This window comes from Leclercia sp. EC_58 (assembly GCF_019584355.1).
Lineage (GTDB): Bacteria > Pseudomonadota > Gammaproteobacteria > Enterobacterales > Enterobacteriaceae > Enterobacter.
Genome location: NZ_VDAM01000001.1, coordinates 3,162,822 through 3,188,167, shown reverse-complemented (window position 1 = coordinate 3,188,167; position 25,346 = coordinate 3,162,822). Strand labels below are relative to the sequence as shown.

Below are 25,346 nucleotides of genomic sequence, written 5' to 3'. Positions count from 1 at the left end.
CGACCATGATTGATACCACCCTCCCGCTAACTGACGTTCATCGCCACCTTGATGGCAACATCCGTGCCCAGACCATTCTTGATCTTGGTCGCCAGTATAATTTAGCCCTGCCCGCACAAACCCTTGAGTCGCTGATCCCGCATGTGCAGGTAACAGAAAACGAACCGGATCTGGTGAGCTTTTTAAGCAAGCTCGACTGGGGGGTAAAAGTCCTCGCCTCGCTGGAAGCCTGCCGTCGCGTTGCCTTCGAGAATATTGAGGACGCCGCGCGCAACGGTCTGCATTACGTTGAACTGCGTTTCTCGCCGGGCTATATGGCGATGTCCCACAACCTGCCAGTTGACGGTGTGGTAGAGGCGGTGATCGCTGGCGTTCGCGAAGGCTGTAAAGCCTTTAATGTGGAAGCTCGTCTGATTGGGATCATGAGCCGTACCTTTGGCGAAGCCGCTTGTCTTCAGGAACTCGAAGCCCTGCTGGCTCACCGGGAACATATCACTGCGGTCGATCTGGCGGGCGACGAGCTGGGCTTCCCGGGCAGTCTGTTCCTCTCCCACTTCAATCGCGCCCGCGATGCAGGCTGGCACATCACCGTCCATGCCGGTGAAGCGGCGGGCCCGGAGAGCATCTGGCAGGCGATCCGCGAGCTGGGCGCCGAGCGAATTGGTCATGGGGTGAAGGCGGTGGAAGACCGCGACCTGATGGACTTCCTGGCGGCACAACGCATCGGGATCGAATCCTGTCTGACCTCCAACATTCAGACCAGCACCGTGGCGACGCTGGCGCACCACCCGCTGAAAACCTTCCTTGAGCACGGGGTAATGGCCTCGCTGAACACTGACGATCCGGCGGTTCAGGGAGTCGATATCATTCACGAATACACGGTGGCCGCCCCGCAGGCCGGACTGAGCCGCGAGCAGATTCGCCAGGCGCAGATCAATGGTCTGGAGATGGCATTTTTAACGCCTGCCGAGAAGCAGGCGCTGCGCGACAAGGTCGCACGCGGATAAGAAAAAGCCCGGCAATGCCGGGCTTTTTTTCAGGCCAGACAGAGGGTCGCGCGATGTTTCGCGGACTCGATACCCAGCTCAATCAGTTCCATAATCTGAATCGCCTGGCTTGCCGGGACCGGGTTTTCCCCGTCGCCGTTCAGCGCATCGCGAATACCGGCATAATAGGCCGGATAGTTACCCGGCAGCGTCAGCCAGGTCTCTTCCACACGCTCTTCGCCTTCCACGCGGGTCAGCACGCCGTCACGCATGTCATAGCCCCAGTCTTCCTGCGGCAGGCGTTCGCCGTTTTTCAGACGATCTTCCTGCGGATCGAGACCGAACTTCACATAGCTGCCGCGGGAGCCATGCACGATGTAACGTGCGGATTCCGCCGCCGCCATCATGGTGCCATGCAGTACCACGCGCCGCTGCGGATAGCTCAACACCGCATGGAAGTAGTCCGTGGCCTGCGCGCCAGGGCGCAGCTGGGCCAGATCGACGTTCAGGCTCACCGGCAGACCAAAGAGGTTAACGGCCTGGTCAAGCAGATGTGGGGCCAGATCGTACCAGATGCCGCTGCCCGGACCCGCCTGCTCACGCCAGCGATTACGTACCTGCGGACGGAAACGGTCGAAATGTGATTCGAAGAATGCCACTTCCCCCAGAGAGCCATCGGCAATGAGGGCTTTAACGGTGAGGAAGTCGCTGTCCCAGCGGCGGTTGTGGAAGACGGAAAGCAGTTTACCCAGGCTTTTCGCCAGCGCGTCCAGTTCCCGCGCCTGTGACAGTGTCACGGTAAAGGGTTTATCCACCACCACATGCTTGCCCGCTTCAAGGGCCGCTTTTGCCAGCGGGAAATGGGTGTCATTCGGTGTCGGGATAACAATCAGATCGATATTGGGATCGTTAAACAGATGCTTCGGCTCAGAAACCACCGGCACGGTTGGCCAGTCGGCATGGACTTTCGTCGCATCGCTGCTGGAAATTGCTGCCAGCTCCATCCCCGGGGTGCCATCAATCAGCGGGGCATGAAACGTTTTACTCGCATAACCATAACCTATTAATCCCACACGGATTTTGTCGCTCATGAAATCGCCTCTCATCTTTTGACCTGCATATTTCACACTATCTCCTCTCCCGTCACAATAGATTAATCTGGCGGACCTTGCCCTAAAGCAAGAGAAGCAATCAGTAATTTCTGATTAACTTTTATAACTCGCTGAATACAATCGCAAAACATCCATGTAAAGCGCTTGCTCAGCGGCATATCGCGCTGTAAAATTCTGGATCTGTATTTATGGATAAAACATTACCAAGAATCATGACGACAATAATTAATCGCATTATCGAGTTAGCGGGATGGATAGTACTGGGCGTGTCGGTGATACTGCTCGCCATTGCCAGTCATATTGATAACTACCAGCCCCCTGAGCCGGTAAATACGGTCAACCAGGCCAAGCCTCATACGCTCATCAAAAATAGTGACATATGATGTCAGTTGCTTATTGCCAGCCGTCATGAACAGCGTTAACCTTCTTCGCCAGGCGTCGACCGACGCCTGATTTCATCAGTCAAGAAAAGTCTTATTTTTGCCGGTGCGCTTTGGCAAACCGTTTACGTCTTATTTGAACCGTTTATTATTCGACCGAATTACTCCTTTGGCATTACTCACTCTTATATGGAAAATTATTAAAATGACAGTTCAGGACTATTTATTAAAATTTCGCAAAATTAATTCCCTTGAAAGCCTGGAAAAGCTGTTTGACCACCTGAACTACACCCTGAGTGACAATCAGGATATTATCAGCATGTACCGCGCCGCTGACCATCGCCGCGCTGAGCTGGTCTCTGGCGGACGCCTGTTCAACATTGGCGAAGTGCCTAAGTCGGTGTGGCGTTACGTGCTCTAAAAGGGTACCCATTGCCCGGAAATGTTATATACTCTCGCCCCTGCTAATTTGCAGTTCGCGCTTTTCGCTGACTATCGGGAGAGAACATGACCACAACGGCTGGAGAAAAAATTGGCGGCTGGTTACTTGCTCCGCTCGCCTGGCTGCTGGTTGCATTATTAAGTGCCTCGCTGGCGCTGGTACTTTATTCCACTGCATTAATTACGCCGCATGCGCTTAAAACGCTGGGCGCGCAAAATACCTCCGCTATCGTCATGTGGTTTATTTCTTTCGCCTTTGCGATTGCTATGTGGTACTACACGCTGTGGCTGACCATCGCGTTTTTTAAACGCCGCCGCAGCGTGCCTAAGCACTATATTATCTGGCTGCTGGTCTCTGTCTTGCTGGCCGTGAAAGCCTTCGCCTTTTCGCCGGTTTCCGATGCGCTGGCAGTGCGTCAACTCCTCTTCCCACTGCTGGTGACCGCGCTGTTCGTGCCGTACTTTAAGCGCTCGGCCCGCGTAAAGAACACCTTTGTGAACCCGTAATAACCTTACAGTTAACCTGTTGTCGCCTGCGCCGGTTTATCCGATAATAGGCGGCTTTTTTATGTCAGGCTGAATAATGACCGATTACTTACTGCTCTTTGTCGGCACGGTGCTGGTAAACAACTTCGTTCTCGTGAAGTTCCTTGGCCTGTGCCCATTTATGGGCGTATCCAAAAAGCTCGAAACGGCAATGGGGATGGGGCTGGCCACCACCTTCGTGTTGACCCTCGCCTCGATCTGCGCCTGGTGGGTGGATACCTGGATTTTAATCCCCCTCGGCCTGACCTATCTGCGTACGCTGGCCTTTATTCTTGTTATCGCTGTGGTGGTGCAGTTCACCGAAATGGTGGTGCGTAAAACCAGCCCGGCGTTATACCGCCTGCTCGGCATCTTCCTGCCGCTGATCACCACCAACTGTGCGGTGCTCGGCGTGGCGTTGCTCAACATTAACCTTGGGCACAATTTCCTGCAGTCGGCACTGTACGGCTTTTCCGCCGCGGTCGGCTTCTCGCTGGTGTTGGTGCTGTTTGCGGCGATCCGCGAACGCCTGGTCGCGGCGGATATTCCGGCACCGTTTCGCGGTAACGCCATCGCGCTGGTTACCGCCGGTCTTATGTCTCTGGCCTTTATGGGCTTTAGTGGTCTGGTGAAGTTGTAATGAATGCAATCTGGATTGCCGTTGCTGCCCTCAGTGTTCTGGGGCTGCTGTTTGGCATCATTCTCGGTTACGCCTCGCGCCGCTTCGCGGTGGAGGATGACCCGATTGTCGAAAAAATTGATGAGCTGCTGCCGCAAAGCCAGTGCGGGCAGTGCGGCTACCCTGGCTGTCGCCCTTACGCAGAGGCGGTGGGCAACGGCGGCGAAAAAATTAACCGCTGTGCGCCTGGCGGCGAAGCGGTGATGCTGAAGATTGCCGGACTGCTGAACGTCGACCCTCAGCCGGTCGATGGTGATGAAAGCGCACAGGAGCCGGTGCGCATGCTGGCGGTGATCGATGAGCCCAACTGCATCGGCTGCACCAAATGTATTCAGGCCTGCCCGGTAGATGCCATTGTGGGCGCCACGCGCGCCATGCATACCGTGATGGAAGACCTGTGTACCGGCTGTAACCTCTGTGTCGCCCCCTGCCCGACCCAGTGCATTGAGTTACGCCCGGTAGCCACCACGACCGATAGCTGGAAATGGGATCTTCAGACCATTCCGGTGCGCATTATTCCTGTGGAACAACATGCTTAAGTTATTTTCTGCCTTCAGAAAAGAGAAGATCTGGGATTTCGATGGCGGTATTCATCCGCCAGAGATGAAAACCCAGTCCAGCGGCACGCCGCTGCGCCAGATCCCACTGGCCAACCGTTTTGTTATCCCCCTGAAACAGCACATCGGTGCTGAGGGTGAGCTGTGCGTTAAACCAGGCGACAGCGTGTTACGCGGCCAGCCGCTGACCTTTGGACGCGGACGTATGCTACCTGTGCATGCCCCTACCTCCGGCACCGTGGTGGCGATTGCGCCTCATACCGTTGCCCACCCTTCCGCCCTCTCTGAGCTGTGCGTCATCATCGACGCCGATGGCGAAGATCGCTGGATTGAGCGCGACGGCTGGAGCGACTACCGCAGCCACAGCCGCGAGGCGCTGATTGAACGCATTCATCAGTCTGGCGTCGCCGGTCTGGGCGGCGCGGGCTTCCCGACCGGCAACAAACTGCAGGGCGGCGGCGACAAGATCAAAACCCTGATTATCAACGCCGCCGAGTGCGAGCCGTACATCACCGCGGACGATCGTCTGATGCAGGACTGCGCCGCGCAGATCGTCGAGGGTATTCGCATCCTCGCGCACATTCTGCAGCCGCAGGAAGTGCTGATCGGCATTGAAGATAACAAACCGCAGGCCATCTCCATGCTGCGTGCGGTACTGGCGGGCAGCCATGATATCAGCCTGCGCGTTATCCCCACTAAGTACCCCTCCGGTGGCGCCAAGCAGCTGACCCAGATTTTAACCGGCAAGCAGGTCCCGCACGGCGGTCGTTCGTCTGACATTGGCGTCCTGATGCAGAACGTCGGCACCGCCTATGCCGTTAAACGTGCCGTTGTTGACGGCGAGCCGCTTACCGAGCGCGTCGTTACCCTTACCGGTGAATCGGTTAGCCGTCCCGGCAACGTCTGGGCGCGTCTGGGCACGCCGGTTCGTCATCTGCTGGATCAGGCCGGGTTCTGCCCGAGCGCTGAGCAAATGGTAATTATGGGTGGGCCGCTGATGGGCTTTACCCTGCCGTGGTTGGATGTCCCGGTGGTAAAAATCACCAACTGCCTGCTGGCTCCGTCCGTCAGCGAGATGGGCGAAAAGCAGGAAGAGAAAGGCTGTATTCGCTGCAGCGCCTGTGCCGATGCCTGCCCGGCGGATCTGCTGCCTCAGCAGCTCTACTGGTACAGCAAAGGGCAGATCCACGATAAGGCGAAATCCCATAACCTGGCCGACTGCATTGAGTGTGGCGCCTGCGCCTGGGTCTGCCCGAGCAATATTCCGCTGGTGCAATATTTCCGCGTCGAGAAAGCCGAAATTTACGCCATCGCCCAGGAAGAGAAACGCGCTGCCGACGCCAAAGCACGGTTTGAAGCGCGCCAGCAGCGCCTTGAGCGCGAGAAAGCCGCCCGCGAAGAGCGCCATAAGAAAGCGGCAGTTCAGCCTGCGGCGAAAGACCAGGATGCCATTAATGCTGCCCTGGCGCGTGTGCGTGAGAAGAAAGCCACCGCGACAGAAGATGTGGTGATCCCGGCGGGTCAGCGCCCGGATAACAGCGAGATGATTGCCGCCCGCGAAGCGCGCAAAGCAGAAGCTCGCGCCCGTCAGGCGGAAAAAGCGCAGGCTGCTGCCGCATCAACAGAAACCGATCCGCGTAAAGCGGCGGTCGAAGCGGCGATTGCCCGCGCAAAAGCCCGCAAAGCCGCGCCACCGCAAGAGACTCAGGCCGAGCCTGCTCCGGTGGATCCGCGTAAAGCCGCGGTCGAAGCGGCCATTGCCCGCGCAAAAGCCCGCAAAGCGGCGCCACCGGAAGAGAACCAGAGCGAGCCAGCGCCAGTCGATCCGCGTAAAGCCGCGGTCGAAGCGGCCATCGCCCGCGCGAAAGCCCGCAAAGCGGCGCAGCAGGATGATATTCAGGTTGAACAGGCTCCGGTCGACCCGCGTAAAGCGGCCGTCGAAGCGGCGATTGCCCGGGCCAAAGCCCGTAAAGCCGTGCCGCCGGAAGCAAAACAGGAAGAACCCGCCCCCGTCGACCCGCGTAAAGCGGCAGTCGAAGCCGCCATTGCCAGAGCAAAAGCGCGCAAGGCGGCGCAACAGGAAGAAGAGCCGGCAGCCAATGACGATCCACGCAAAGCGGCAGTGGCTGCCGCCATCGCGCGAGTACAGGCGAAGAGAGCCGCACAGCAGGCAGTTAACGAGGATTAAATGGTTTTCAGAATCGCAAGCTCCCCTTATACCCATAACCAGCGCCAGACATCGCGCATTATGATGCTGGTCTGCCTGGCCGCGCTGCCGGGCATTGCCGTACAGCTCTGGTTCTTCGGCTGGGGTACGTTGCTGCAGATTATCCTTGGCTGTGTGAGCGCGCTGGCGGCCGAAGCGCTGGTACTTAAACTGCGAAAAATCGCGGTGGGCAAAATTCTGGCGGACAATTCCGCCCTGCTCACCGGCCTGCTGCTGGCCATCAGTATTCCGCCGTTCGCTCCGTGGTGGATGGTGGTGCTCGGCACCGTGTTCGCGGTGATCATCGCCAAGCAGCTGTATGGCGGCCTGGGACACAACCCGTTTAACCCGGCGATGATTGGCTATGTGGTGCTGCTGATCTCATTCCCGGTGCAGATGACCAGCTGGCTGCCGCCGCATGAGATTGCCGCGACGGTGCCAGGCTTTATGGATGCCGTGCAGGTGATCTTCTCCGGCCATACCGCCAGCGGCGCGGATATGAACACTCTGCGGATGGGCGTCGACGGTATTAGCCAGGCGACCCCGCTGGATACCTTTAAAACGTCCCTGCACGCCGGTCATAGCGTGGAGCAGATCCTGCAATATCCGATATACAGCGGTGTGCTGGCAGGCGCGGGCTGGCAGTGGGTTAACCTGGCGTATCTGGCCGGTGGCCTGTTCCTGCTGTGGCAGAAAGCGATCCGCTGGCATATCCCGGTGAGCTTCCTGGTAACGCTGGCCGTCTGTTCCGGCCTGGGCTGGTTCTTCTCGCCGGAGTCGCTGGCGTCACCGCAGATCCATCTGCTTTCCGGCGCCACCATGCTGGGAGCGTTTTTTATTCTGACCGATCCGGTAACGGCCTCCACCACCAACCGTGGGCGCCTGATTTTTGGTGCGCTGGCCGGTCTGCTGGTGTGGCTGATCCGCAGCTTTGGCGGTTACCCGGACGGCGTGGCCTTTGCCGTGCTGCTGGCGAACATCACCGTTCCGCTCATCGACTACTACACGCGTCCGCGCGTGTACGGCCATCGCTAAGGATCTCGCCATGTTAAAAACGATGCAAAAACACGGCGTGACGCTGGCGCTCTTTGCCGCCGTGCTCACCGGCATGACCGCGCTGGTCAACGGCTTAACCAAATCCACCATTGATGAACAGGCGGCCCGTCAGCAAAAAGCGCTGTTTGACCAGGTGATCCCGGCAGATATCTACGATAACGATCTGCAGAAGAGCTGTTATCTTGTCCAGACGCCAGCGCTTGGCAAAGGCACCCACCGTATTTTTATCACCCGTAAAGGCGATACGCCGACCGGCGTGGTGATGGAAGCCACCGCCCCGGATGGATACTCCGGCGCTATCAGGCTGCTGGTGGGCACCGATTTTTCCGGCACCGTGCTGGGTACGCGCGTGACCGAGCATCACGAAACGCCAGGGCTTGGAGATAAGATCGAAACCCGCTCAAGCGACTGGATTTTGCAATTCGCAGGTAAAGTGATCCACGGTATTGACGATCCGGCGTTCGCGGTGAAAAAAGATGGCGGTGATATCGATCAGTTTACCGGTGCGACCATCACCCCACGAGCGGTAGTGAACGCCGTTAAACGTGCGGGGATTTACGCACAATCGCTGCCTGCACAACTTAACAATCTGCCCGCCTGTGAGGAGCGTTCATGAGCCAGGTAAAAGAGGTTTTTGTTCAGGGGCTGTGGAAAAACAACTCCGCGCTGGTACAGCTGCTGGGGATGTGTCCGCTGCTGGCCGTCACCTCCACCGTTACCAACGCGTTGGGCCTTGGCCTTGCCACCACCCTGGTACTGACCCTGACCAACCTGTCGATCTCTGCCCTGCGCCGCTGGACGCCGTCGGAGATTCGTATTCCAATCTACGTGATGATTATCGCCTCGGTGGTGAGCGTCGTGCAGATGCTGATCAACGCCTACGCCTTTGGCCTCTATCAGTCGCTGGGGATTTTTATCCCGCTGATTGTGACCAACTGTATCGTGGTGGGCCGCGCCGAAGCCTTTGCGGTGAAAAACGATCCGCTGATTTCAGCTTTTGATGGCTTTGCCATCGGTATGGGGGCAACCGGGGCGATGTTTGTGCTGGGCGCCATGCGTGAAATCCTTGGCAACGGTACCCTGTTCGATGGCGCAGATGCGCTGCTGGGCAGCTGGGCCAAAGTCCTGCGCATTGAAGTGTTCCACACCGATACGCCGTTCCTGCTGGCGATGCTGCCCCCTGGCGCGTTTATTGGCCTGGGGATGATGCTGGCGGTGAAATACCTCATTGATGAGAAACGTAAACGCCGCGCTGCCACACTCAGCGTAGAGGAAGGGATCCCTGAGAAAGCCTCATGAACAAAGAGAAACGTTTAACCATTTTACAGCGCCTGCGGGAGAATAATCCGCACCCGACCACCGAGCTGAATTTTACCTCGCCGTTTGAACTGCTGATCGCGGTGTTGCTCTCTGCACAGGCCACTGACGTGAGCGTCAATAAAGCCACCGCGAAGCTCTACCCTGTCGCCAACACGCCTCAGGCGATGCTGGAGCTTGGCGTTGAGGGGGTAAAGTCCTACATCAAGACCATCGGCCTGTTTAACAGCAAAGCCGAGAACGTGATCAAGACCTGCCGGATGCTGATAGAGCTGCACGGCGGTGAGGTACCGGAAGATCGCGCGGCGCTGGAAGCGTTGCCCGGCGTGGGCCGTAAAACCGCTAACGTGGTGTTGAATACCGCCTTTGGCTGGCCGACCATTGCCGTGGATACCCATATCTTCCGCGTCTGCAACCGAACGAACTTCGCCCCAGGCAAAAACGTGGAGCAGGTCGAAGATAAGCTGCTGAAAGTGGTTCCTGCGGAGTTTAAGGTCGACTGCCATCACTGGTTGATCCTCCACGGGCGCTATACCTGCATTGCGCGTAAACCCCGCTGCGGCTCCTGTATTATCGAAGATCTCTGTGAATATAAAGAAAAAACAGACCACTAAAACCGTCATCAGACGGTTTTTTTATAACGCAAAACCCTTATAGCGAGCATGACTATCTATCAGGCTCGCCTTTGGCAGTTTTTCTGTCTGAGCTAAACTTTAGGGTTCGTGCATTGTGCGGCTATATAACAATCAAACAGGTTAATTGTTTTTTCGTCAGCAAAATTTTCTATATAAATGTGATCACGATCACTCTGTTCACACACTGTTAATTTTATGTGTCGAAATGGCTACTAAAGCCCTACAGCATCAAGAAATACCCCCTTCCCACCCGTAGATATGTCCGGTTATTTTTCAGAATATAGGCCATATCACTGCCAAACACCTTTTACAGCAGAACATATCGCCACATGGCGATTTTTTCTCCTGAAAGACAGTGAAAAAAACCAGTTTCAACGAAACGGGAAAATTTAACGCTAAATAACATTTAGGTTTCTGGCGCATTATAGGGCAGGAGTTAAATGTAACAGAATATTACAAACGTCTTGCCAGACGGGTCAGGATAGTGAACATTACCCGCCGTTTCCCCTCCCACTATAACTATAAAGCGGATGGACTACGGTCATCACGCTATGAACACCCCCGTTAATATGGGATGTAAAAAAAGAGGTATATGTGTCTACTGCAAACAATAAACCAGCTGAAGAGAGCGTAAGTCTTAACGCTTTCAAACAACCGAAATCGTTCTATCTCATATTCTCTATTGAGCTGTGGGAGCGTTTTGGTTACTACGGTCTGCAAGGGATCATGGCGGTTTACCTGGTGAAACAACTGGGTATGTCCGAAGCCGATTCCATCACCCTGTTCTCTTCTTTCAGTGCTCTGGTCTACGGTCTGGTCGCAATTGGCGGCTGGCTGGGCGATAAAGTACTGGGAACCAAACGTGTCATTCTGCTGGGCGCCATCGTTCTGGCGATCGGTTATGGTCTGGTAGCCTGGTCTGGTCACGATGCCGGCGTGGTTTACCTGGGTATGGCGACCATCGCGGTGGGTAACGGCCTGTTCAAGGCGAACCCGTCTGCCCTGCTTTCTACCTGCTATAAGAAAGATGACCCGCGTCTGGACGGTGCATTCACCATGTACTACATGTCCATCAACATCGGCTCCTTCTTCTCCATGCTGGCGACCCCGTGGCTGGCAGCAAAATTCGGCTGGAGCGTGGCGTTTGCCCTGAGCTTCGTCGGTATGCTGATCACCGTGGTGAACTTCCTGTTCTGCCGCAGCTGGGTGAAAGACTACGGTTCAAAACCTGACTTTGCGCCAGTACAGATGGGTAAACTGCTGGCGACGCTGGTCGGTGTTGTCGTGCTGGTTGCTATCGCCACCTGGCTGCTGCACAACCAGGGTATCGCACGTGCGGTGCTGGGCGTGGTTGCGCTGGGTATCGTCTGCATTTTCGCGAAAGAAGCCTTTGCCATGCAGGGCGCAGCGCGTCGTAAGATGGTGGTTGCTTTCATTCTGATGGTTGAAGCGATTGTCTTCTTCGTGCTGTACAGCCAGATGCCAACGTCCCTGAACTTCTTCGCGATCCGTAACGTTGAGCACTCTATCCTGGGTATCGCGTTCGAGCCTGAGCAGTTCCAGGCCCTGAACCCGTTCTGGATCATGGTAGGTAGCCCGATCCTGGCTGCCATCTACAACAAGATGGGCGACCGCCTGCCAATGCCGCACAAGTTCGCGGTGGGCATGGTGCTCTGCTCTGGTGCCTTCCTGGTACTGCCGCTGGGCGCGGAATTCGCCAGCGACGCGGGTATCGTATCCGTGAACTGGCTGATCCTGAGCTACGCGCTGCAGTCTATCGGTGAGCTGATGATCTCCGGTCTGGGCCTGGCGATGGTTGCGCAGCTGGTGCCACAGCGCCTGATGGGCTTCATCATGGGTAGCTGGTTCCTGACCACTGCGGGTGCTGCCATCATCGCCGGTAAGATCGCCAACCTGATGGCTGTGCCTTCTGATGTGACCGATCCGCTGCAGTCTCTGCATGTCTATGGTGATGTGTTCCTGCAGATTGGTATTGCCACTGCGGTTATCGCTGTGCTGATGATGCTGACTGCACCAAAACTGAACCGCATGACTCAGGACGACGACACTACCGCTAAAGCGAGCAGCACCGCCGCCGTGTAATGTCATCGGGAAACGACTGAATACAAGCCGCTAACTGTGCGTTAGCGGCTTTTTTTTTATTATGGGGCGCACTAACATAGGGTAAACCTACGTAAACAGGAGTGACCGATGAAACTGTTCTATAAACCAGGCGCCTGCTCTCTTGCCTCCCATATTACGCTGCGCGAGAGCGGTAAAGACTTCACCCTCAACGGTGTTGATCTGATGCAAAAGCGTCTGGAAAACGGCGATGATTTTTTCGCGGTGAATCCTAAAGGCCAGGTTCCGGCCCTGTTGCTGGAAGATGGCACCCTGCTCACCGAGGGTGTTGCTATTATGCAGTACCTGGCGGACAGCGTCGCGGATCGCCAGCTACTGGCGCCAGCCGGCACTATCGCCCGCTATAAAACCATTGAATGGATGAACTACATCGCCACCGAACTGCATAAAGGTTTTACCCCGCTGTTCCGCCCGGACACCCCGGAAGAGTACAAGCCGACCGTTCGCGCCCTGCTGGAGAAGAAACTGCAATATGTGAACGATTCGCTGAAAGACGATCAGTGGATCTGTGGGCCGCGCTTTACCATTGCCGATGCGTATCTGTTTACCGTCCTGCGCTGGGCACGGGCCGTGAAGCTGAACATGGAAGGATTAAGCCATATTGAAGCCTATATGGCGCGTATGGCGGAGCGTCCTGCCGTGGCGGCAGCACTGGAAGCGGAAGGGTTGAAGTAAGAGAGCGGTTTATTGCCGGGTGGCGCTGGCGCTTACCCGGCCTACGAGCTCTGTAGGCCCGGCAAGCGAAGCGCCGCCGGGCATTGATGTCAAAGCTGGGTCGCGCTGAAAACGTGTTCTGGCTTCGCAATACGATCCTGGGCGGCTACCACCTGCAACTCGTACTCCTGCATGTTCTTCGTGGCGATCATAATCTCATACACCGCCGCCGTGACGTGCTCAAGCGCATCACGCACCGTTGCTCCCTGCAGCAATTTCACCAGCAGCAGACCGCTGGTCACATCGCCCACACCCACCGGCTGACGGCTGCCAAAATCCACCAGCGGACGGCTGATGTGCCAGGCTTCATCTTTGGTCACCAGCAGCATCTCAAAGCGATCCGGGCTGATTCCGGCGCGGGCCAGATGTTTCACCAGCACGATTTCCGGCCCCATCGCAATCAGTTCACGGGACGCCGCAACGGCCTCCTCCACGCTGTTTACCGGATGTTCACAGAGGATCTCCAGTTCAATGAGGTTTGGGGCAATGATGTCGCTGGCCGGTAGAGCGTGACGCACATGAAACTCCGCCACGCCAGGCGCCACGATACAGCCTTTTTCCGGATGACCCATCACCGGATCGCAGAAGTATTTCGCCGCCGGGTTCGCCGCCTTCACCTGGCGAACAATACCGAGAATATGCTCGCCCTGCTCGGCTGACCCCAGATAACCGCTCAGCACGGCATCGCAGGTTTTGAGTTTGTCGATATCAGCGATGCCCTGAACAATCTCTGTGAGATGAGCGGGCGGCATCACGCAACCGGTCCATTTGCCGTATTGCGTATGGTTGGAAAACTGAACGGTATTTAATGGCCAGACATTGGCCCCGAGACGACGCATCGGAAATTCTGCGGCGCTGTTGCCAGCATGCCCAAAAACGACGTGGGACTGGATGGCGAGGATATTCTTCATTTTCTTACCACAACCCTGAAAAAATAAAGGGGCGTGGTTTCCCACGCCCCTGTGCTTTTATGATTATTTCCAGCAAACCAGACAGTAATTCTTTTTACCGCGACGCAGTAAGGTATAACGACCAAACAGGCGATCGCTGTCAGCGAAGACGTACTCTGCGTCAGACTGTTTTTCACCGTTGATGGTGATGGCGTTGGAGGCGATAGTTTTACGCGCCTGGCCGCGGGACGGCTGAAGCTCAGAGTCGACCAGGGCCTGCATCAGATCGGCGCCTTTGTCCATCTCCACCATCGGCACGCCATCCTGCGCCAGCTGTTCGAAGTCTGCTTCGCTCAGATCGCTCAGGTTGCCGTTAAACAGGCTGGCGGTAATGCGCTTGGCCGCCGCTAAGCCCTCTTCGCCGTGAACCAGCTTCGTGACCTCATCGGCCAGCACGTACTGGGCGCGTGGTGCTTTACCGCTGTTCTTGTCTTCTTCTTCAAGAGCATTGATCTCTTCAATGTCCATAAAGGTGAAGAACTTCAGGAAGCGATAAACGTCAGCATCTGCGGTGTTGATCCAGAACTGGTAGAACTTGTACGGGCTGGTCTTCTTCGGATCGAGCCATACCGCGCCGCCTTCAGTTTTACCGAACTTGGTGCCGTCGGCTTTGGTGATCAGCGGAACGGTCAGACCAAAGACCTGATTCTGGTGCAGACGACGGGTCAGATCGATACCGGAGGTAATGTTACCCCACTGATCGGAGCCGCCAATCTGCAGCGCAACGCCGTGCAGCTCGTTCAGACAGGCAAAATCATACCCCTGCAGCAGGTTGTAGGAGAACTCGGTAAAGGAGATGCCCTGATCGTCACGGTTCAGACGCTGCTTCACCGCTTCTTTGTTGATCATCTGGTTAACGGAGAAGTGCTTGCCGATATCACGCAGGAAGGTCAGCACGTTCATGCTGCCAAACCAGTCGTAGTTGTTCGCAGCGATCGCGGAGTTTTCACCACAGTCAAAGTCGAGGAATGGGGCGACCTGTTTGCGGATTTTCGCGACCCACTCCTCTACGGTATCCGCCGTATTCAGTTTACGCTCAGCGGCTTTGAAGCTTGGGTCGCCAATCAGACCCGTTGCGCCACCGACCAGAGCCACAGGCTTATGGCCAGCCAGCTGGAAGCGTTTCAGGCATAACAAAGGAACCAGATGCCCCAAATGCAAGCTGTCAGCGGTAGGATCGAAGCCGCAATAGAGCGCGATCGGGCCTTGCGCCAGTCGCTCTGCTAACGCTTCCTCGTCCGTCACCTGGGCTACCAGCCCCCGCTCTTGCAATTGTTTAATCAAGTTACTGCTTGCCATCAAATTCTCCATGTATAAAACGACTGCACCTTTGCCGGTACACGACTTTTCGCCAGACGCGAAAGGTACATAGAATAAAGCGCTGACCAACGTAGCGCCAGCGCTTAAGAGAACAAATTTCGGGGATTACGGTGCCAGCCGATCGATTTTCCACGCGCCGTTATCGCGCTGGTAGATAAACCTGTCGTGGAGGCGATGTTCACCGCCCTGCCAGAACTCCATCTGCTGAACAGAGACGCGGAAGCCGCCCCAGAAACTTGGCAGTGGCACTTCGCCCTGCTGGAATTTCTGTTTCAGCTCAAGGAACTTGCTCTCCAGCACGCCGCGGGCAGAGATGCGGCTTGACTGTTTAGAGACCCAGGCGCCAATCTGACTGTCGCGCGGACGGCTGTGGAAATACTTCACCACTTCAAGGGTAGAGAGACGCTCAACGGAACCGGTGACCATCACCTGGCGCTCCAGCATATGCCACGGGAAGAGCAAACTGATACGCGGGTTATTTTCCAGATGCTGCGCTTTACGGCTGCCGAGGTTGGTGTAGAACACCAGCCCTTTGTCGTCGTAATGCTTGAGCAGCACGATACGCTGGTAGGGTTGGCCATTTTCATCGACGGTGGCAACCACCATCGCGGTGGGATCGGCCAGTTGTGCTTCACAGGCCTGTTTCAGCCAGTGCTCAAACAGCACCAGCGGCTCGGCGGGGAGATCCTGGCGACGCAGGCCGCCTTTGGTGTATTCGCGCCTAAGGTGCGCAATTTTCTGCAATTCGTCGTTATCTGGCATGGCGTTAACTGACGTTGACAATGGGTGACGCTATTGTGCGCCGCCCCCTGCAAAATCTCAACGCTTCGGATTTTCGATCTGACAATTGTTCAGCACAATGCGATCGCGCTTGTAGACCGTTGCACTGTCGCCTTTCGACCAGAAGACATACACCCCGTCGCTGTAGCGGGTCCCGGAGGCGGACATGCCCTGTTTCAGCGTCAGCAGCTTATTGTCGTAGACGAAACTGACTTCCTGACGGGGATTGTTGAGCTTAACGGTAAGGGGCTTTTCGTCGCACTGATAGGCCAGCGTGTCGGTTTGCATGCGCTCGACGAACTGGTTGTAAACGCTACAGCTCGCCAGCAGAAAGGGAGTAAAAGCAAGAAGCAGTTTTTTCATGGGTAAATTCCGAAGACTTTCCTGGTCCCGGAGGGCGCGAAGGCCCTCCCGTTTTTTCGGCTATTCTCACCCACACCAGGCTTAAGTGAAATTCGGTTAACTCTGATTTTGCCGCGGATTCGCTGGAAAAACAGCACCTAACACGCTCGCTTCGCGCGCCCCGGTTACCGAGGGTAAGTTCCCCGGCAGGCCTGCCACCGTGCGCCACGCCAGCCAGGCAAAGGCCAGCGCCTCCATGTCATCGCCACTGATCCCGGCCTTGTCGGTGGTGGTCACCTCCGTGCCCGGCAGCAGACCGGCGAGACGGGTCATCACCAGTGGGTTACGGCTGCCACCGCCGCACACCAGTAGCCGCTCGCAGCCCCCGCTCAACAGCACCTGTTCCGACACGGAAACGGCGGTAAGCTCTGCCAGCGTGGCCTGTACATCCTCAGGCGCCAGGCCCGGGAAGTTCGCCAGCTGACGCTCAAGCCAGCCGTAGTTGAAGTATTCGCGTCCGGTGCTTTTCGGCGCCGGTGCGGCAAAATAGGGATCGCAGAGCATGCTTTGCAGCAGCGGGATAATGACTTTACCGCTGCAGGCCCACTGGGCGTCTTTATCGTAGGCTTTACCCGCCTGACGCCAGATCCAGGCGTCCATCAGCATATTTCCCGGCCCGGTGTCGAACCCGCGTACCGGCTGGCCTGGGATCAATAAAGAAAGATTGGCGATGCCGCCGATATTGAGCACCATGCGGCGCTCCGTCGGATGCGCCAGCAGGGCGTGGTGGAACGCGGGAACCAGCGGGGCGCCCTGCCCGCCGAGAGCCATGTCGCGGCGGCGGAAATCCCCCACCACCGTCACGCCGGTTTTGGCGACGATCTGGTTGTTATCGCCTATCTGCAAGGTATGCGGCGCGTCGCCGCCAGGCTCATGCCAGACCGTTTGCCCGTGACAACCGATCGCCACCACATCCTGAGGACGCAGATTCTCCTGATTCATCAGCGCCAGCACCGCATCGCCGAACAGGCGTCCGAGCTGCGTATCAAGCTGTCCCAGCTGCGACAGCGTCAGCTGTTGGCCCTGACAGATATTCAGGATCGCCTGTTTCGTCTCCTGGGGAATAGGCCAGCTAAGGCTTGCCTGCTGGGCAACCATATTCTCGTCTATTGCCGCCAGGACGACATCCACACCATCCAGACTGGTTCCTGACATTACGCCAATGTAGCGACCCGATTTCATCCGTTTTCCTTAATCCGTTTGGGCTGATAACTCACTCCACCATAAACCGATTATCAATGCTACGGCGGACTCATACTTTTTAACAATAGCTGTTGCTGGGCGTCATTCCAGGAATAATCCGTATCGCCTGCAGGGTGACATCGTCGCTTGTATAGCTATGGTTGAGTGAGAATCGAGTACCATTCTGATTGTGTTTGAGCAAATATAGGATTTATGGCACCCGATGCCATATAATTTAGCCATAACGGATGCTCAACGAGCGTTTTTGGTGAACAGGAGATTCAAATGATTTTACGTGTACTGGCCGTTTCGCTGGTTGGATTCACTCTGGCTGGCTGTGTTAATGACAACTCCCTTTCCGGGGATGTTTACAGTGCCTCTGAGGCGAAACAGGTTCAGAATGTCACTTACGGCACCATCGTGAACGCGCGCCCGGTACAGATTCAGGGTGGTGATGAGAACAACGTGATCGGCGCACTTGGCGGTGCGGTACTGGGTGGCTTCCTCGGTAACACCGTGGGTGGCGGCACAGGTCGCTCCCTGGCAACCGCGGCAGGTGCCGTAGCCGGTGGTGTTGCGGGTCAGGGCGTCCAGGGTGCGATGAACAAATCCCAGGGCGTTGAGTTAGAGATCCGCAAGGATGACGGCAGCACCATTATGGTGGTCCAGAAACAGGGCAACACCCGGTTTGCTGCTGGTCAACGTGTGGTACTGGCCAGCAACGGCAGCCAGGTCACCGTCTCCCCTCGTTAATAACCTTATGGGCGTGGTCATCTCACCACGCCCTATTCCATTAAGTATCATCCTCACAAATATATTCACCAAATACATTCACGTCGCTTATATTTAATTTTCATACTGCTTGTTCCTGCGCAAAGTATTCCACCTGTGCATATGAGACCATTCGCATAACCTTTTTCCTCTTTATTTAAAAAATATATGCTTGCGATAAATCATTATATTAAGAACAAGTATGTGCAGTTCTTTTTGGGCTGCTTTATTGTCATCGGGATTTTACACTCTCTCTTTTTTGGAGTGGTCGAAAAGACTGCATCATTTTCACCGCTTCTTTTTCCCATGCTCACCATATTTTTGTTAGTATTTCATCTGTTTATTGCCTGTTTCATGGTAATGAAATACTGGTGCGACAGAATGCGTTTATATCTGATGTGCTTTGCATTCGCCTTTATCGGCTCCGCTCTGTTGATGGTGGGCACGCTCTCCAGCTTCCCGGCGTGGCTGGATATCTATCGGTACAGTGTCATTAACTATAACGACGCCATGATTTACTTTACGTTCCGTCATCTGCTGATGGGCGTACTGTTTATCGTTGCGGCTGTGCTGTATGCAATCCGTAACCGGCCGCTGTCACGGATTTTCCATCTTTCTGTCATTACAGGCATGTTTATATTTACGGCCCTGATATTGATACTGGCCTGGCTCTACTCCAGCAATGTTGCGTTATTATCATTACATTTGGTCGACAACGAAACCCGACAATATCTGTTGCTGTGGAAACGGCCCATTAACATTACGCTCATCACGCTCTGGGTTATTGCATTAGCCGCGCTGCTGCGTACTACGCGGGTACGCAATCTGTTCTGGATTGGCGGTAATTTCTTATGCCTCTGTTATATCGCCACGCTAGCCATGTTGTTTTTGGGCGGACAGGCAGAAGATATCTCATGGTATCGCGCACGGTTATTTGAGGCTGTCGCCACGCTGCTGATTATGTTTGTCCTGCTGTGCGACGTATTTAATCTTTATCGTGAATCGCATCTGAAGTATCAACAGTCTTACCAGAATTCCATTCGCGATCCGCTGACACGGCTCTACAACCGCAGCTATTTTTATGATGCCCTGAACCACGCCCTTCGTACGGTAAAATCGACGGAGCCGGTCTCGGTTATCGTCAGCGATCTCGATCGTTTTAAGCGTATCAACGACTGCTACGGTCACCTGCAGGGGGATAAAGTGTTGCAGTTTGTCGCTCAACTGCTGAAGGATTCCGTCCGGCCACAGGACGTTGCGGCGCGCATCGGAGGAGAAGAGTTTGTCCTGCTGTTAACCCATACTCCCCCTGAAGCGGCGCGCCAGGTTGCGGAGCGGATACGCTTAAAACTGATCAGCTTCGATAAAGCCAGCTCTGACGGACAACTTCCCGAGCCCATCACCATCAGTATGGGCGTGTTTACCGCCACAGGGAAAATCAGCGCTGAAGAGTGCGTCGAACATGCAGACAAGGCGATGTACGAGGCGAAAGAGAGCGGGCGTAACCGGGTGGTCGTGTTCCAGTAAAGAAAAAGCCTTGCGTTCGCAAGGCTTTTTTAAAGGTTAGTCGCGGGACTGTAGCTCATTGATATTGTGCTCAAGCCGGGCTACCAGCGAGATCAGCAGTTCCAGTTCGGCGGGCGTGATCCCGGAGAGGATTTCACCGCGCGTTTTGCTGATCACCGCCTCCATCTCTGTGATGATGGGGGTGGCTTTCTCTGTGAGTTTAATCCGCTTGGCACGACGATCGCTGGCGCAGGTCTGGCGTGAGATCAGCCCCTTCTCTTCCAGTTGATCGAGCGTACGTACCAGTGATGGCTGTTCGATGCCAATCGCTTTTGCCAGTTGGATCTGTGACTGGTCGGGTGGCAGCTGATGGATGTTATGCAGCGTGACCCAATGCGTCTGTGTCAATTCCAGAGGTTTCAGGCGATGGTCAATCAGAGCACGCCAGATGCGTACTAACCTTGCCAGATCAGAACCTAGTGGCGATTCCAATTTCATCTCCTTATAATTAGCTTGCTAAGTTATTATACTGATTTTAGAATAGTGTGCAGCATTTATATTGCCAAAACAAATGCAATACTGCATACATCCTTGATGAGAGTCTGATTTACACTTTGTTGTGACGCCTCAGCGCGTTATGCGGCCGCGCTTTTTGGCCACTCCCCATTTGCAAAGGAACCGGCACGTGACGTTCACGCTTAACGCCTCGGGGTTACCGCTTCAGGATCTGATAGTAGGTGCCTCGGTTTACTTTCCCCCTCTGTTCAAAGCGGTGATGCTGGGTTTTATTCTCTGGCTTGTCACCCACCGCTTGCTGCGCGACTGGATCTATTCCGGTGAAATCTGGCACCCCATGCTGATGGATCTTTCGCTGTTCGTCCTTGCAGTTTGCCTGGGACTGGTTCTGCTCATTGTGTGGTGACTATACTTATGAAAACAATCAAATATTTTTCATCATTACTGGTTCTGGCCGTGGCGATCATCGCCGGATGGTGGCTATGGAATTATTATATGCACTCCCCCTGGACCCGGGATGGAAAGGTGCGCGCCGAACAGGTCAGCGTGACGCCCCAGGTCTCCGGCACCATTACCACCCTGCACGTTAAGGATAACCAGTTTGTCCATGCGGGAGAGGTGCTCTTCAGAATTGATGAAACCCCTTTCCATATTGCGGTGCTCAACGCCGAGGCGCAGCTGGCTAAAGCCCAGTCCGATCTGGCGAAAGCGAACAACGAAGCAAACCGACGTCGCCATCTGTCGCGAAACTATATTTCTGCTGAAGATCTGGATACCGCCAATATCAACGTCAAGGCGATGCAGGCCAACGTAGCGGTGGCTGAAGCCACGCTAAAACAGGCGCAGTGGCAATTGACTCAGACGGTGGTTAAAGCCCCGGTGGACGGCTGGGTCACCAATCTCTCTACCCGGGTGGGCGATTACGCCACCACCGGCCAGCCGGTTTTCGCCCTGGTCGACAGCCACTCCTTTTACGTAGTGGGCTATTTTGAAGAGACCAAGCTCCGGCATATCCGCGAAGGCGCACCGGCGCAGATCGTACTCTACAGCAGTTCGAAAAAGTTACAGGGTCACGTATCGAGTATTGGCCGGGCTATCTACGATCAGAGCGTGGAGACCGATTCTGGACTGGTGCCCGACGTGAAACCCAATATTCCCTGGGTGCGGCTGGCGCAGCGCATCCCGGTGCGCATCAGTTTTGACAAGCTGCCGTCTGACCTGACGCTGGTCTCCGGCACGACCTGCACCGTCTCTGTGGGAACTGCCCGGTGAACCTGCCCGCTTTCTCCTGGCGCAACCTGCCATGGATAAAGGCGACTCCGGCGCAGTGGCGCTATGCCCTGCGCAACGGGATTGCGATGTGCCTGGCCCTTACTGTCGCCTACTGTCTTAACCTCGACGAACCCTACTGGGCGATGACTTCAGCGGCGGTGGTCAGCTTCCCGACCGTTGGCGGGGTGATCAGTAAAAGTCTGGGCCGGGTGGCGGGCAGCCTGCTCGGTGCCACCGCAGCGCTGATTATTGCTGGTCATACGCTCAACGACCCGTGGCTGTTTCTGTTCAGCATGGCGGCCTGGCTGGCGCTTTGCACCTGGGCCTGCGCCCATTTCACCAATAACGTCGCCTATGCCTTCCAGCTGGCCGGATACACCGCGGCGATCATCGCCTTTCCGGTCATTGATATTCTCGACACCACCCAGCTGTGGGATATCGCCCAGGCCCGCGTCTGCGAGGTCATTATTGGCATCCTTAGCGGCGGGGTGATGATGATGATCCTGCCCAGCACCTCCGACGGCAAAGCCCTTATTACCGCGCTGAAAACCATGCACACCCGGTTGCTGGAGCACGCCAGCCTGCTGTGGCAGCCCGACAGTAACGATGCCATTCGCCTGGCCCACGAAAAGGTTATCGCCCAGATCCTGACCATGAACCTGCTGCGCATTCAGGCTTTCTGGAGCCACTACCGTTTTCGCCGCCAGAATGCCCTGCTCAATTATCTCCTCCACCAGCAGCTTCGGATGACCAGCGCCATCTCCAGTCTTCGCCGCATGCTGCTGAACTGGCCCAATCCGCCCGCCCACACCCGGGAGGTCATTGACCAACTGCTCGCCACCCTGGCCCGGCCTGACGCCGATTTTTATACCGTGGCGCGGATCCTTGCTCCGCTGAGACCAGGCAACGACGCGGATTACCGCCATCGTGCTTTCTGGCAGCGGCTACGCTATTTCTGCCGGCTTTATCTACAGAGCAGCCGCTGGATAAAAGCCGTTGAAACCGCGACGCCAATAACAGAGTTTATCGTTCCCCGCAGCCCGGCGCTGGCCCGGCATACCGATAATCTGGAAGCGCTGTGGAGCGGGTTTCGCACCTTCTGCGCTCTCAGTCTGGTGGGCGCCTGGACCATTACCGCCCAGTGGGAAGCCGGGGGAGCGGCCCTGACCCTTGCCGCGATCAGCAGCGTGCTCTATTCAGTGGCGGCCTCGCCCTTTAACTCACTCACCCTGCTGCTGCGCACCCTGATCCTGCTCTCGCTCTTCAGCTTTGTGGTCAAGTTTGGCCTGATGGTGCAGATCTCGGACCTCTGGCTGTTCCTGCTGTTTCTCTTCCCGCTGCTGACCACCATGCAGCTGCTGAAGCAGCAGATGCCCGCCCTCGCCGGTCTGTGGGGCCAGCTTATTGTCTTTATGGGTTCGTTTATTTCGGTGACCAACCCGCCGGTGTATGACTTTGCCGATTTCCTTAATGACAACCTGGCAAAAATTCTTGGCGTGGGGCTGACATGGCTGGCCTTTGCGGTGCTGCGTCCGGGATCGGATGCGCGTAAGAGCCGTCGTCACATTCGCGAATTGCGGCGCGGATTTGTCGATCAGCTGAGCCGCAGGCCGCGGCTCAGCGAGAATGGCTACGAATCGCTGGTCTATCACCATGTGAACCAGCTCAATAACAGTCAGGATGCGCTGGCGCGACGCTGGCTGCTACGTTGGGGAGTGGTGCTGCTGAACTGTAGCCACGTGGTCTGGCAGTTACGGGACTGGGAGACGCGCTCGGATCCGCTGGCCCGGGTGCGCGACGTCGCCGTCTCACTGCTGCGTGACATCATGAGCGAACGCGGCGTACAGCAGCGTCCCCTGGCCGCCACGCTGGATGAGCTTCAGCGTATCTGTGACACGCTGGCGCATCATCCGCAGCCCGCCGGACAGGAGCTTGCAGCCCTGATCTGGCGACTGCACTGCTCGCTATCCCAGCTGGAACAGGCACCCGCACCGGGCACCCTGAGCGATCAGATCACCCCGCAGGCGTAGCGCTCCCCGCCACCGCCCAGAGGTTTAGGGTGATCCGACATATTATCCCCGCCGACATGAATCATCAGCGCTTTGCCTTTCACCTCATCCAGCTTTTTGAGGCGCGGGGCAACGACCGGGTCGGTCGCTTTACCGTCATTATTGACCACCAGCGCTGGCAGATCGCCTAAGTGGCCCATCCCCTCCGGCCCTTCATGTTTGCCGGTGTTATGGGGATCGAGGTGTCCACCCGCGGCCTCAGCGGCGGACGGTTTGCCATCTTTCATGGCCGGTTCGCAGGAACCTTTAGCGTGGACGTGATAACCGTGTTCGCCCGGAGGGAGGGCTTTAAGATCCGGGGAAAACTCCAGGCCTTTATCGGTTTCAGTGATGGTGACTGTCCCGATGGACTGGCCGATCCCCTGAGAGGTAACGAGGTTCATCTTTACTTCTTCGCTGGCAGCCTGCGCACCTGCACAAACCACCAGCGTCAACGCTGCCAGAGTAAATCGCTTCATATGACCTCCTTGGTTATTTTTTGCCCCTTAAGTTTATACCAGGGGCAACGTTTTAACCGGAAAGTCAGACAAATAGAGAATTACGGCACGTCGTAACCCAGCGCAGCTTTGCGGATGCGGAACCACTGCTGGCGGGTCATGTTCAGCTGCTCTGCTGCCAGCGCCGAACGTACACGCTCAATTTTGCCGGAACCGATGATCGGCAGCGGCTGAGATGGCAGACGTAAAATCCATGCATAGACCACCTGCTCGATGGTTTCGGCATTCAGCTCCTGGGCCACCTTCGCCAGCTCATCGCGCAGCGGCTGGAAGGCATCATCATTAAACAGGCGACCGCCGCCGAGGCAGGACCAGGCCATCGGGCGAATACGCAGCTGCTGGAGCTGATCGAGGGTACCGTCCAGCAGCAGCGGCTGATAAACCGGCGAAATTTCAACCTGGTTAGTCGCCAGGGTGAACGGCAGACGCGACTGCAGCAGGGCAAACTGGGCTGGCGTAAAGTTAGAGACACCAAAATGGCGCACCTTGCCGCTCTGGTGCAGGGCGAGGAAGGCTTCGGCAACCTCATCGGCGTCCATCAGCGGATCGGGACGGTGGATCAGCAGCAGGTCAAGGCGATCGGTCGCCAGATTCGTGAGGGACTGTTCTGCACTACGAATAATGTGGTCGCGGTCGGTGATGTAGTGGCCGAGGGCATGCTCCGCTTTCGCCGTGGTGGCGATACCGCATTTGGTGACGATCTCCATACGCTCACGCAGCGCGGGAGAGAGCTTCATCGCCTCGCCGAAGGCCGCTTCACACTGATAGCCGCCATAAATATCGGCGTGATCGACAGTGGTGATCCCCAGATCCAGATGCTCTTCAATAAAACCGACCAGCTCCTGGGCGGACATGTTCCAGTCCATCAGACGCCAGTAGCCCATCACAAAACGAGAAAACTCCGGGCCCTGCGGGGCAAGGGTAATACGCTGAACCATAGCAATTTCCTTTAAAAAAAGTCTGGGGAGAGTATACGCGTTTGTGACGCTAAAAAAGTGAGGGCTGCTGAGGTTCTTCAGCTTCAGGGGGCTTGTTTGCGCGCAATTTGCGCAAAAGACGCTGACGGCACAGGCGCAGGATCTCCTGTTTCTGGGCATCGCTCATTGATTGCCAGTTAAAACGCTCTTCCCGGCTGCGCATACAGCCGCGACAAAACCCTCGCTCATCCGACTGGCAAATACCCCGGCACGGGCTCTGGACAGGAAAGAACTCCAGTTGTTCAGCCACACCCACCTCCCGAAACCCAAGATTCAGTAAAGTGAAGACCTTAAGCCGGGGTTACGCAAGAGGTCAACCACAGAATTGTGGCATTAAGGTTTCACTAATCTTCG

At 56.1% G+C, this 25,346-nt stretch carries 28 protein-coding genes; 18 read left to right on the top strand and 10 right to left on the bottom strand.

From position 1 onward, the window contains the following. Nucleotides 1–5 precede the first annotated feature (5 nt). Nucleotides 6–1,007 (top strand): adenosine deaminase, encoded by a 1,002-nt coding sequence (gene add / locus FHC51_RS15715; protein WP_114387254.1) that lies wholly within the window; start codon nt 6–8, stop codon nt 1,005–1,007. Between the two features lie 29 nt (nt 1,008–1,036). Here the strand turns inward: add and FHC51_RS15710 are convergent, their stop codons facing one another. Continuing rightward, nucleotides 1,037–2,077, bottom strand: a complete 1,041-nt coding sequence (locus FHC51_RS15710; RefSeq protein ID WP_103824550.1) for an oxidoreductase — start codon at nt 2,075–2,077, stop codon at nt 1,037–1,039. Between the two features lie 233 nt (nt 2,078–2,310). On the opposite strand from FHC51_RS15710, the gene blr reads away from it, so the two are divergent. The 12 genes from blr (at nt 2,311) to gstA (ending at nt 12,711) form a co-directional block, all read left to right on the top strand. Next, nucleotides 2,311–2,481 carry a division septum protein Blr gene (gene blr, locus FHC51_RS15705; RefSeq protein ID WP_168194517.1) on the top strand — a complete coding sequence of 57 codons (171 nt, stop codon included), beginning with the start codon at nt 2,311–2,313 and terminating at the stop codon, nt 2,479–2,481. A gap of 202 nt (nt 2,482–2,683) precedes the next feature. After that, complete coding sequence (gene ydgT, locus FHC51_RS15700; RefSeq protein WP_103179389.1) at nt 2,684–2,899, top strand: transcription modulator YdgT; 216 nt, start codon at nt 2,684–2,686, stop codon at nt 2,897–2,899. A gap of 86 nt (nt 2,900–2,985) precedes the next feature. Further along, on the top strand, nt 2,986–3,426 hold the full coding sequence (locus tag FHC51_RS15695) for a DUF2569 domain-containing protein (protein ID WP_103179388.1): 441 nt from the start codon (nt 2,986–2,988) through the stop codon (nt 3,424–3,426). 76 nt (nt 3,427–3,502) lie between these two features. Next, on the top strand, nt 3,503–4,084 hold the full coding sequence (gene rsxA, locus FHC51_RS15690; protein WP_220435983.1) for an electron transport complex subunit RsxA: 582 nt from the start codon (nt 3,503–3,505) through the stop codon (nt 4,082–4,084). After that, nucleotides 4,084–4,662 carry an electron transport complex subunit RsxB gene (rsxB, locus tag FHC51_RS15685; RefSeq protein WP_103824553.1) on the top strand — a complete coding sequence of 193 codons (579 nt, stop codon included), beginning with the start codon at nt 4,084–4,086 and terminating at the stop codon, nt 4,660–4,662. Before rsxA ends, rsxB begins: the two co-directional genes overlap by 1 nt. Further along, nucleotides 4,655–6,868 carry an electron transport complex subunit RsxC gene (rsxC, locus tag FHC51_RS15680; protein ID WP_220435982.1) on the top strand — a complete coding sequence of 738 codons (2,214 nt, stop codon included), beginning with the start codon at nt 4,655–4,657 and terminating at the stop codon, nt 6,866–6,868. Before rsxB ends, rsxC begins: the two co-directional genes overlap by 8 nt. Next, entirely contained in the window at nt 6,869–7,921 is a 1,053-nt protein-coding gene (gene rsxD, locus FHC51_RS15675; RefSeq protein ID WP_103824555.1) for an electron transport complex subunit RsxD, read from the top strand. A gap of 10 nt (nt 7,922–7,931) precedes the next feature. Further along, nucleotides 7,932–8,558, top strand: coding sequence for an electron transport complex subunit RsxG (gene rsxG, locus FHC51_RS15670; protein WP_220435981.1), 627 nt, complete (start codon nt 7,932–7,934; stop codon nt 8,556–8,558). Then, nucleotides 8,555–9,241 carry an electron transport complex subunit E gene (locus FHC51_RS15665; RefSeq protein WP_220435980.1) on the top strand — a complete coding sequence of 229 codons (687 nt, stop codon included), beginning with the start codon at nt 8,555–8,557 and terminating at the stop codon, nt 9,239–9,241. Before rsxG ends, FHC51_RS15665 begins: the two co-directional genes overlap by 4 nt. Next, nucleotides 9,238–9,873, top strand: a complete 636-nt coding sequence (nth, locus tag FHC51_RS15660) for an endonuclease III (protein ID WP_103824558.1) — start codon at nt 9,238–9,240, stop codon at nt 9,871–9,873. The genes FHC51_RS15665 and nth overlap by 4 nt, the downstream gene beginning before the upstream one ends. Nucleotides 9,874–10,488: 615 nt before the next feature. Continuing rightward, nucleotides 10,489–11,997 carry a dipeptide/tripeptide permease DtpA gene (gene dtpA, locus FHC51_RS15655; RefSeq protein WP_103824578.1) on the top strand — a complete coding sequence of 503 codons (1,509 nt, stop codon included), beginning with the start codon at nt 10,489–10,491 and terminating at the stop codon, nt 11,995–11,997. Nucleotides 11,998–12,105: 108 nt separating this feature from the next. After that, nucleotides 12,106–12,711, top strand: coding sequence for a glutathione transferase GstA (gstA, locus tag FHC51_RS15650; RefSeq protein ID WP_220435979.1), 606 nt, complete (start codon nt 12,106–12,108; stop codon nt 12,709–12,711). An 89-nt stretch (nt 12,712–12,800) separates the two neighbouring features. Here gstA and pdxY read toward each other — a convergent pair whose 3' ends face one another. The 5 genes from pdxY to anmK all read right to left on the bottom strand — a co-directional run bounded on the left by pdxY (nt 12,801) and on the right by anmK (nt 17,384). Further along, nucleotides 12,801–13,661 carry a pyridoxal kinase PdxY gene (gene pdxY, locus FHC51_RS15645; protein ID WP_220435978.1) on the bottom strand — a complete coding sequence of 287 codons (861 nt, stop codon included), beginning with the start codon at nt 13,659–13,661 and terminating at the stop codon, nt 12,801–12,803. A 63-nt stretch (nt 13,662–13,724) separates the two neighbouring features. Continuing rightward, entirely contained in the window at nt 13,725–14,999 is a 1,275-nt protein-coding gene (gene tyrS, locus FHC51_RS15640) for a tyrosine--tRNA ligase (protein ID WP_220435977.1), read from the bottom strand. Nucleotides 15,000–15,125: 126 nt separating this feature from the next. Further along, nucleotides 15,126–15,782, bottom strand: a complete 657-nt coding sequence (gene pdxH / locus FHC51_RS15635) for a pyridoxamine 5'-phosphate oxidase (protein WP_103824562.1) — start codon at nt 15,780–15,782, stop codon at nt 15,126–15,128. Nucleotides 15,783–15,839: 57 nt separating this feature from the next. Then, nucleotides 15,840–16,163 (bottom strand): C-type lysozyme inhibitor, encoded by a 324-nt coding sequence (gene mliC / locus FHC51_RS15630; RefSeq protein ID WP_103824563.1) that lies wholly within the window; start codon nt 16,161–16,163, stop codon nt 15,840–15,842. Between the two features lie 96 nt (nt 16,164–16,259). Then, a complete protein-coding gene (anmK, locus tag FHC51_RS15625) occupies nt 16,260–17,384 on the bottom strand; it encodes an anhydro-N-acetylmuramic acid kinase (RefSeq protein WP_103824564.1) in 1,125 nt (374 codons plus the stop codon). A 285-nt stretch (nt 17,385–17,669) separates the two neighbouring features. On the opposite strand from anmK, the gene slyB reads away from it, so the two are divergent. Further along, complete coding sequence (gene slyB, locus FHC51_RS15620) at nt 17,670–18,137, top strand: outer membrane lipoprotein SlyB (RefSeq protein WP_103179374.1); 468 nt, start codon at nt 17,670–17,672, stop codon at nt 18,135–18,137. Nucleotides 18,138–18,323: 186 nt separating this feature from the next. Next, nucleotides 18,324–19,682: a GGDEF domain-containing protein gene (locus tag FHC51_RS15615; protein ID WP_220435976.1), complete on the top strand. Its 1,359-nt coding sequence runs from the start codon at nt 18,324–18,326 to the stop codon at nt 19,680–19,682. 36 nt (nt 19,683–19,718) lie between these two features. Here the strand turns inward: FHC51_RS15615 and slyA are convergent, their stop codons facing one another. Then, on the bottom strand, nt 19,719–20,159 hold the full coding sequence (gene slyA / locus FHC51_RS15610) for a transcriptional regulator SlyA (protein WP_103179372.1): 441 nt from the start codon (nt 20,157–20,159) through the stop codon (nt 19,719–19,721). A 187-nt stretch (nt 20,160–20,346) separates the two neighbouring features. Here slyA and FHC51_RS15605 point away from each other — a divergent pair, with 187 nt between their 5' ends. From FHC51_RS15605 to FHC51_RS15595, 3 genes are read left to right on the top strand one after another with little or no spacing between them, the layout of a single operon-like run. Beyond that, complete coding sequence (locus FHC51_RS15605) at nt 20,347–20,583, top strand: DUF1656 domain-containing protein (RefSeq protein WP_103823914.1); 237 nt, start codon at nt 20,347–20,349, stop codon at nt 20,581–20,583. 2 nt (nt 20,584–20,585) lie between these two features. Then, nucleotides 20,586–21,449: an HlyD family secretion protein gene (locus tag FHC51_RS15600; RefSeq protein ID WP_220436704.1), complete on the top strand. Its 864-nt coding sequence runs from the start codon at nt 20,586–20,588 to the stop codon at nt 21,447–21,449. Next, the gene (locus tag FHC51_RS15595) at nt 21,446–23,479 is read left to right on the top strand and encodes an FUSC family protein (RefSeq protein ID WP_220435975.1); all 2,034 of its coding nucleotides are present in this window, start codon (nt 21,446–21,448) and stop codon (nt 23,477–23,479) included. Before FHC51_RS15600 ends, FHC51_RS15595 begins: the two co-directional genes overlap by 4 nt. Here FHC51_RS15595 and sodC read toward each other — a convergent pair. The 3 genes from sodC to FHC51_RS15580 form a co-directional block, all read right to left on the bottom strand. Next, nucleotides 23,458–23,976 carry a superoxide dismutase [Cu-Zn] SodC gene (gene sodC, locus FHC51_RS15590; protein WP_103179368.1) on the bottom strand — a complete coding sequence of 173 codons (519 nt, stop codon included), beginning with the start codon at nt 23,974–23,976 and terminating at the stop codon, nt 23,458–23,460. The genes FHC51_RS15595 and sodC overlap by 22 nt on opposite strands. 80 nt (nt 23,977–24,056) lie before the next feature. Next, a complete protein-coding gene (locus FHC51_RS15585; protein WP_220435974.1) occupies nt 24,057–24,953 on the bottom strand; it encodes an aldo/keto reductase family oxidoreductase in 897 nt (298 codons plus the stop codon). Between the two features lie 49 nt (nt 24,954–25,002). After that, nucleotides 25,003–25,242: a DUF1289 domain-containing protein gene (locus FHC51_RS15580; RefSeq protein WP_103179366.1), complete on the bottom strand. Its 240-nt coding sequence runs from the start codon at nt 25,240–25,242 to the stop codon at nt 25,003–25,005. Nucleotides 25,243–25,346 lie beyond the last annotated feature (104 nt).